Here is an 8,107-nt window from a genome sequence, read left to right on the forward strand (position 1 = left end):
AGGTCAACCGGATTGCTTTTGTCCTTTGTATTCCAGAAAGCTCTTGAGCCTCTTGCTGTCGTCTTTTGTGTCCTCTTCCCCGACCTTTTCTATCACGGTAAACAACAAGAATCTTCTCAATATATCGGCGTCGTTCAGGCTATAATAACTCCACTTGCCATCCTTTCTGTCTTTTATAAGACCTGCCTCCTTCAATACCCCCAGATGGAATGAGACCTTGGGCTGAACCATATCGAGTGCGGCCACTATATCACATACACAATGCTCGCCGTCTTCAAGGAGTTTTATTATCCTGAGCCTGGTCTCGTCTGAAAGGGCCTTTAGTATCTTCAATAGTTCCTGCATCTTATTTTTGACCTATCTCCTCATTTTTATTGGGCTACCCGGCGTATACGCAATGGCATTGAAAGAGCCATCTTCAGCCTTGTTGTCTTTAATCCATCAAACAGGCTGTAGAGTATCGGGACATAGACAAGCGTAAGAAATGTGGAGACCATAAGCCCGCCGATAGCGACAATCGCAAGGGGCGAGAGCCGTTCTAACCCTATCGCCCACTCAAGGGCTATGGGGATCATGCCTACGCTCGTTCCAACCGCGGTCATAAGTATGGGCCTCGTCCTTATCCTTACGCTTTCAATTATCGCATCCCTGATAGCTTCCCCGCGTCCCCGCGCCTCCTCGATAAAATCTATGAGCAGGATGGAATTTTTTACCACTATTCCGGCCAGGAGGATCATCCCCATGAAAGAGGGCATGCACTGATGTTTGCCCGTGATAAGCATGGACCAGATAGCGCCGATAAGCCCAAGTGGTATGGCGGACATTATCGTAAGCGGATGTATCCAGGATTTAAACGCCGGCACCAAAGAAAAATAAAGCAGTATGAGGCCGATTACAAGGGCGGACAGGAGTCTTCCAAAGGACTCCTTCATCTGCTTCAAATCCCCTTCCTGCGAGATGGCGTAGCCGGGCGGAAGCCTTATGCCCTTGAGCGCCTTTTCAATATCGTCGTGAATGTGCGATACAGCGGCGGTGGAGCGGTATCCATAGATGTCAAGGGTGGGCTGGAGATACTGCCTTGTCATGGAGGTCTGGGTCTTTATCATGCTGAGACTGCCCAATTCCCTTACAGGCACCGGGCCCTTGGGAGTCTGGATGAGCATGGATTCTATGGCAGGCAGGCTATCCCTGTACCTTGGCCCATACTGCACCCTTATGAAGTAGCCGTCCTGTCCCGGGACCCTGAATACCGATGACACGCCTCCCCTTACAGCCGCACCTATCTCTTTTGAGATGGCCACCGGCGACATGCCATAGATCGCCGCCTTTTCCATGTTGACCTTAAAGGCCACCTCCCTTTTGTCATAGGTCCAGCTTCGGGCGATACTTTCAAGCCCTTTGACCTTCTTGAGCCTCTCCATGATATCGCTTCCTATGGAATCGATGATCTTCGGGTCAGGTCCGCTTACCATGATGTCAACAGTGGCCTTTATGGATGAAAGCGCTGTTGCGCCGTAGTCAAAGACGTCCACATACTTTATCCCCGCGATCTTCCTGAATTCGCTCCTTAATATGTCCTCGGCCTGCCAGAGGGACTCCTTTCTGTGGAATCTGTCCACAAGGTGTATGGTGATCGTCCCCTGCTGCGGGACCCTGCCGCTTCCAAAGCTTATCACCCCCGGCTCAGAGCCCACGGTTGTCGATATCCTCAAGACCCCCGGGGTCTTTTTGATCACATCTTCCATCTGGTTGAGGATGCCCTCTGTCCCGGCAAGCGACGTATTTGAGTCCGCCTCGAAGTTTACCTTGATGATCCCTGTATCCATGGGCGGCATGAGGTCCCTGCCAACAAGAGGCATCTGCCTGAGGCTAAAGACCAGCACGATCACCGCCCCCGCAAGAAAGAGCGCCCTGTGTCTGAGCGCAATCTCAAGTATGCCCACAAAGAAATCCCTTATAGGTGAGATAATGCGGTCGTCAAAGAGCTGAATGAGCCTTTCAAACCGGTTCTTTTTCGCCTCGGCCTTCAGGATCATCGGGGCGAAGAGCGGGATTACGGTTACAGATACGACATAGGATACAGCCAGGGCGATACAGAGGGTGACAGAGAGGGGGCGGAGTATCGTCTGGACAAAACCGCCGATAAAGATAATGGGGATCAGGACCATTATTGTGGCGTATGTCCCTGAGAATATGGCGAGCATCACCTCGTCCGTGCCACCGAATACAGCGGTTTTCAGCTCCTCCTTGTTCTGGTGGTATCTGCGCTCGATATTTTCTATGACAACAATCGCGTCATCAAGGAGCATGCCTACGGCCAGGATGATGCCGGTAAGCGTTACAAGGTTAAATTCCATGCCAAGCATGTACATGATGGCAAATGTCAGAAGATAGGTAAAAGGGATGGAGATGGCGGCTATAATCATGCCGCGGATGTCCGCAAGGAAGAGAAATATGACGATCACTGTCATGATAATGGCATCTCGAAGGGCGTCAATCATGTTGTCAACGCTGTTTTCGATAAGCCCCTTCTGGGTGTCCGCTATCTCGAAACTGATCATGGGGTACCTGGCCCGGATGCCCGGCAGGGCCTTTTCCGCCGCCTTTATCGTGTCAAGGTCATGGCCTTCGTGTGAGCGCAGGATGCTTACGCCGATGGCAGGTTTGCCATTTCCATGATAAAGGGACTGTCTCTCCTGAAATCCAGGCGTGATGTCGGCCACATCTCTTAAGTGCACATCACCCCCCTGAGCATGGGCTATGACTATCAGGCCGGCGTCTTCTTTCTTTGCAAGCTCGCCCTGGGTCTTCAGAATATACTGGTCTTTTTCCCTGATGATGAACCCATTTGGAATGTTCAGGTTCTGGGCTGCGACTGCCGCCATCACCTGAGCGAGTGAGACGCCATAGCTGTTCAGGCGGTCAGGGTTGATCTTGATGGTAAGCTCAGGGTTGTAACCGCCGAAGACCTCGACATTGGCGACATTTGGTATGCGCAGGAGGTCTTCCTTTATATCGTTATCCGCAAGCTGCCTGACCTTCGCAAGATCAAATGGCGAGCCTTCCTTCGGGCTCAGGGACAGTATGAGATCGGGCTGTGTCGCCTTGCTGATCTTAAATATCTGGGGCGGCCTTATCTCGGGCGGAAGCTGCCCCTCGACCTTTTTAATGGCGTTTGAGACGTCGGTAGCCGCGGCGTCAAGGCCCTTTGTGTATTCAAATTCAGCGGTAATGGCGGTTATCTCGTCCTTTGTCGAGGAAGAGACCTTTCTTACCTGATCTATGGTGTTGATCTCTTTTTCCACGAGTCTTGTAACCTGGTCCTCGATGTCCTTGGCAGATGCGCCTGGATAGGAGATAAGGACGGCTATCTGCGGGTAATCGCTGTCAGGAAAGAGGTTTATTGGAAGCTTGTTAAACCCGATCAGGCCGATCGCGGCAAAGAGAAATATAATAGAAGTGATAAGATAGGGCATTTTCAAATACTTTTCAGTAAATTTCATCTCAAAGCCCCTGCCTTTTGCGGTATCACGGTCATGTTGCCGGAAAGCCTCATAAGCTTTCCTTCGTCCCCAGTAACAACCATGTCGCCGTCTTTTATATCCCCTCTGATCGCGGCATGATCGGCGTTTTTCCCAAGAACAGCCACCTTTAAAACCTTGATATTATTCACCTCAATTTTATAGACAAAACTCCCGCTCTGATCCTCAAGGAGGGCGTTCAGCGGGACGATTGTCGCATTGGGGATATCTCCTGTAATCACGTCCACGCCGACAGTCCCGCCGGACGGGCAATCAAACGGGCGCTTGGTCAGGTCTATCTCAATGCTGCCAAGGGTGCCTGTGCCAACAGCAGGATAGACGCGGCTGATCAGGGCATTAAAGCTATCTTTTCCGTTTGAAAGCACTACCTTTCCCCCTTTTTTCATAAGGGGCATCTCGGTCTCCGGTATCTGGACAACGAGCTTGAATCTGTCTGTCCCTTCAACCCTCACTATGGACCTTCCAGGCACGGCAAGGTCCCCTGGCTCGGCAAGCCTCTTTGCCACCACGCCGTCCATGGGAGAAGAGAGCACTGCATATGAGGTCTCAACCGCCTGGGCCCTCTGGATATTTTGCAGGGCGTTTATGTTGTCTTCCAGGCTTTTTACCTGTGCAACCGCCAGGTCTCTCTGGGCCCTTGATCGCTCAAACGCCTCTTTGGAGATGGCCCCTTCTTTATAGAGCGTCTCATCCCTTTCAAAGATCGCCTGCTGGGTCTCACAGGCGCTCTTTACGCCGGCAAGCTGCGACCGGGCAGCGGCCACCTGAAGGGCCTGGGCCTGCTCCTTTTCTCTAAGCTCCCTGTCGTCAATGATCACGAGCACATCACCTTTGTGGACGACGTCGCCCTCTCTCACCCTTACGCTTATTATAGAGCCTGTTATCCTTGGCGCTATGTCCGCATAATTGAAAGGCTGAATGGTGCCGAGATAGTGCGACGATATCTCGAAATCCCCCCTTGTCGCCACGGCGGCCTCAACCGGAAGCGGATAAGCTGCGACAGCAGGCGTGCGGGCGATCATGTCCTTCTTTTTCTTTATGACAAAGATCGCCCCGCCGATCAAAACCAATGCTACTAAAATAGCTATAATCTTTTTCATTTCTCCACCCCTATGGTCCCTGTCGCCCTCTTGAACTCGGTCACTGCTGAGTTGTAATCGTAAAGGGCCTGATAATAATTGGCATTGGAAAGACTCATGGCCGCTTCAGAAAGGAGCACATCAGTTATTGCGCCAGCGCCTGTCTTGTATTTAAGGGTCTCTATGCGAAGGCTCTCTTCTGATTGCGCGACGGCCTTCCGTGCGAGGTCCAGCCTTGCCTCTGCATCTCTTATGAGAGAAACGGCGTCGGCGATCTCCCGCCTTGCCTGAAGCATGACACGCCTAAGCTCCTCTTTTGCCTTCTCATAGTGTGCCTTTTGGCTATTTATCCCTGAAGAGATCACGCCTGCATCAAAGATATTTACCGAGGCTACAAAACCTACCTCCCATATCTCCTCCCTTTGATTAAACCCTACACCAGCACGGTTGCCGTAATCACCAACCAGGGCGACAGACGGATATCTCTTTCCTGAGGCTATATTCACCCCGATCCTTGCCTCCTCCGCCCTCTTCAATGCGGCGACCACGTCAGGTCGAGCCCTGACAAATACATCTACATCGATATCTTTTGTCTCTGCGTGCTCGCCGGCCGTAAGTCGACCTTCTACATCCTTTATTTGACCAACATCTACACCAAGGAAAAACGCAAGGGCGTTTTTTGTCCGGGCTATGGACTCCTCGGCCCTTACCAGATTCTGTCTTTCCGAGGCAAGCTGAACCTCTATCCTCAAGAGATCCACCTTTGCCACACGGCCTATTTTCAATAGGAGTCCCGCATCTTTCTTTTGTTCTTCCAGCGCCCTCACCGACTTAATATAGGCCTTACGCAGCTCTTTCAACTCCAGGAGCTTATTGAATGTATTAGTAACGTTTGCAATAAGGTCCTGCGTTGTAAAATCTTTCCTTGCGGATTGTACAGCCTGTTCAAGCTCAGACGCCTTGAGCTGCCCGACAAGCCTTCCGCCTTCATATATGGGTACTCTCAAAAATGCACCCCACGAATAGACCTCATTGCTGAACTTAGCGGGAATCGTTGTGCTCTGGGCCGGTATATAGGGCACATCCTGATTTTCCTTGAGATAGGAGGCGTTAAAATCAATCTTTGGGAACATCTGTCCCTTTGCCCCCTTTACAGCCTCTTTTGACGCCTCGACATCGAATCCTGCCCCTTTTATGAGCGGACTCTGTTCAAGGGCTGTTTTGAGACACTCCTTAAGGGTAAGCGTCTGCGCCTCTGCTGCAAAGACACCAGCCGGAATCAAGACACAGCAGATAAGCATGAAAGCCCTGATAGATGCCTTCACATAGCCTCCTTTGTATTTTATAATATTTTTTTATCTTCCCGAGGATCATCAATGACCATCGGGCTATTTCAGAGAAAAATATAAAATATTTTATATATGATTTGTCAAGAAATATTTTTTATATGACTTTATAAAAATTATCATATCGATTTTTTTAGAATGAAAGTTTAATTTTCAATTATTATTACATCTTAAATGTATAATTAATTGATAAAAAAATCTGGAGAAAATTGAAAAAAAATAATATATTATTGTAACTAATTGATCCAAATGATATATAATTTTATTATCTAGTTTTTTATCTATTATTTTGTTCAGAATATAACATTCAATTCGATTGGAAGGGATTGAAGATAAAAGATGTTGATAATCATCAAAAAAGATAGGCAAAAATAAATAACAATTTTATTTTATAATTATCTTTAAAATTTTTATTGTTAAAAACATTGACAATCTACATAATTATCTAATAATTAAAATTAAACGATCTTTAATATCCTAAATAATAAACATGAGCAAAAGAGGGAAAAATGAAGCTCGCTGATAAAAACAGTCCCATTTATCCCATAAGCGTCGCCGCCAGACTGCTCTGATTACACCCAAGGACCTTAAGACTTTATGAGGAAGAGGGCCTTATAACCCCTGCCAGACAAGGCAACAAACGTTATTATTCCCAATCAGATATCGACTGGATAAGCTGTCTGCGCCATCTTATTCATGAAGAAGGGATCAGCATCCCTGGGATAAAAAACTCCTGGAGCTCACTCCATGCTGGGAAATAAAAAAAATGCCCGCCTGAACGCAGGGAGAAATGCACAGCCTTTGCAAACAAGGTGGTACCTTGTTGGGAAAGGGCGAGCTCAGCCTGCGCCAAAGAGCTCAACCATTGCCAGGAATGCGACGTATATATCAAGGCCATGAAAGAAGCCCGAGACGAAGCAACGGAAAACAACAACGCCAAGAAACAACTAAAAATTATCAAAGTCAAAAAACGCGAGCCTACCCTTGCAGATTGTACAAAACCAGGCTGTTCTGAGCAGGCACCGGCCTAAGCCTTGCCCGCCCGAATTGAATCTGAGATTCAGACCCCTAATGGCAGCAGGTAGCATCTGCGCCCTCTGTACCGCATCCCTTTGATGAATGAGGACTTGAAGCCGTTGCAGGCGGCGACGCAGCAGGAGTTTTTGGCTTGTCAGCCTCACTTGCAGCATGGACGTTATTGCCGCCGCGATTTTTGTAATCTGTAACATACCAACCCGTACCCTTCAAATGAAAGCTGGAGTTAGAAATCAGCTTGCGGAACCTGCCGCCGCATTTGCACTGCGCAGGATCTGGATCAGTAAACCTTTGCATAAGTTCTACAATCCTTCCGCAAGATAGGCATTCATATTCGTATATCGGCATAACAAAACCTCCGTTAAACTCGATTATTTTTATCAAGCCGGCTTATGCCGTCCTGAAAAGCATCCATGCACCAATAGCGATAAAACCTGTCGCGGCCATCAGTCTCAAGGGTTTTTCGCTTACATATTGGGAGACAGCATCTCCAGCCAAGACGCCTACAGCCGAAGCCAATGTCAGTGCCAACGAGGCACCGACAAATACAGTCAGCGAATCTGCCCGCTTGTCCGTTGCAAAAAGCATGGTAGCAAGCTGGGTCTTATCGCCAAGCTCAGCTATCAATACAGATACAAAGACCGTCAAAAACAATTTGACATCCACTCAAACAACCCTCTCGAATTTTTCTTGCAACAATTTAATTTAATCCTTGCCATGCCCATGTCAAGTTCTATCCTGCAGAGTGCTAGAAGCAAATGATTTGACCGCTTTTGTAGCACGTGAATTATCCAGTTTTATATGGTCAGGAGGACTGGCCCATGACACGGACAAAATTGCTGCAGGATGTCAAGAAGATGCATTTTGTGGAGATTTACAGGGATTGGAAGAAATGTGTGTTGACTCAGAAGGAAGTTGCGCGGTGAATGCAGACGTGTCGCCCTTTGCCGCCTACTCCTTACGGAACCGGATATCCTCTTGCTGGATGAACCGACAAACCACCTTGACGCCGAATCCGTGGCATGGCTTGAACAACACCTTCGTGAGTACAAAGGCACCGTAATAGCTGTCACGCATGACCGATATTCCCTTGACAATATGGCAG

The 8,107-nt window shown here is 48.6% G+C and carries 7 protein-coding genes and 2 pseudogenes; 2 read left to right on the plus strand and 7 right to left on the minus strand.

Translation table 11 applies throughout. From position 1 onward, the window contains the following. Positions 1 to 3: 3 nt before the first annotated feature. The 4 genes from ACP5SG_RS04425 to ACP5SG_RS04440 are packed head-to-tail and all read right to left on the minus strand — an operon-like array spanning position 4 to position 5,946. Entirely contained in the window at positions 4 to 345 is a 342-nt protein-coding gene (locus tag ACP5SG_RS04425; protein WP_424661303.1) for an ArsR/SmtB family transcription factor, read from the minus strand. A 26-nt stretch (positions 346 to 371) separates the two neighbouring features. After that, the gene (locus ACP5SG_RS04430; protein ID WP_428122353.1) at positions 372 to 3,503 is read right to left on the minus strand and encodes an efflux RND transporter permease subunit; all 3,132 of its coding nucleotides are present in this window, start codon (positions 3,501 to 3,503) and stop codon (positions 372 to 374) included. Further along, a complete protein-coding gene (locus ACP5SG_RS04435; protein WP_237887744.1) occupies positions 3,500 to 4,642 on the minus strand; it encodes an efflux RND transporter periplasmic adaptor subunit in 1,143 nt (380 codons plus the stop codon). Before ACP5SG_RS04435 ends, ACP5SG_RS04430 begins: the two co-directional genes overlap by 4 nt. Next, positions 4,639 to 5,946 carry a TolC family protein gene (locus ACP5SG_RS04440; protein WP_428122359.1) on the minus strand — a complete coding sequence of 436 codons (1,308 nt, stop codon included), beginning with the start codon at positions 5,944 to 5,946 and terminating at the stop codon, positions 4,639 to 4,641. Before ACP5SG_RS04440 ends, ACP5SG_RS04435 begins: the two co-directional genes overlap by 4 nt. 605 nt (positions 5,947 to 6,551) lie before the next feature. On the opposite strand from ACP5SG_RS04440, the pseudogene ACP5SG_RS04445 reads away from it, so the two are divergent. Beyond that, positions 6,552 to 6,728, plus strand: a pseudogene (locus tag ACP5SG_RS04445) (MerR family transcriptional regulator); the annotation flags it as partial. On the opposite strand, the gene ACP5SG_RS04450 reads toward ACP5SG_RS04445, so the two are convergent. The 3 genes from ACP5SG_RS04450 to ACP5SG_RS04460 form a co-directional block, all read right to left on the minus strand. Next, positions 6,662 to 6,865: a hypothetical protein gene (locus ACP5SG_RS04450; RefSeq protein WP_428122362.1), complete on the minus strand. Its 204-nt coding sequence runs from the start codon at positions 6,863 to 6,865 to the stop codon at positions 6,662 to 6,664. The pseudogene ACP5SG_RS04445 and the gene ACP5SG_RS04450 overlap by 67 nt on opposite strands. Before the next feature lie 170 nt (positions 6,866 to 7,035). Next, on the minus strand, positions 7,036 to 7,350 hold the full coding sequence (locus ACP5SG_RS04455) for an FmdB family zinc ribbon protein (protein ID WP_237887739.1): 315 nt from the start codon (positions 7,348 to 7,350) through the stop codon (positions 7,036 to 7,038). Between the two features lie 42 nt (positions 7,351 to 7,392). Then, entirely contained in the window at positions 7,393 to 7,668 is a 276-nt protein-coding gene (locus ACP5SG_RS04460) for a TMEM165/GDT1 family protein (RefSeq protein WP_237887737.1), read from the minus strand. 255 nt (positions 7,669 to 7,923) lie between these two features. Here ACP5SG_RS04460 and ACP5SG_RS04465 point away from each other — a divergent pair. Continuing rightward, positions 7,924 to 8,107 (plus strand): annotated as a pseudogene (locus tag ACP5SG_RS04465) (ATP-binding cassette domain-containing protein); the annotation flags it as partial.

It is taken from the genome of Dissulfurimicrobium sp. (assembly GCF_049968175.1).
Lineage (GTDB): Bacteria > Desulfobacterota > Dissulfuribacteria > Dissulfuribacterales > Sh68 > Dissulfurimicrobium > Dissulfurimicrobium hydrothermale.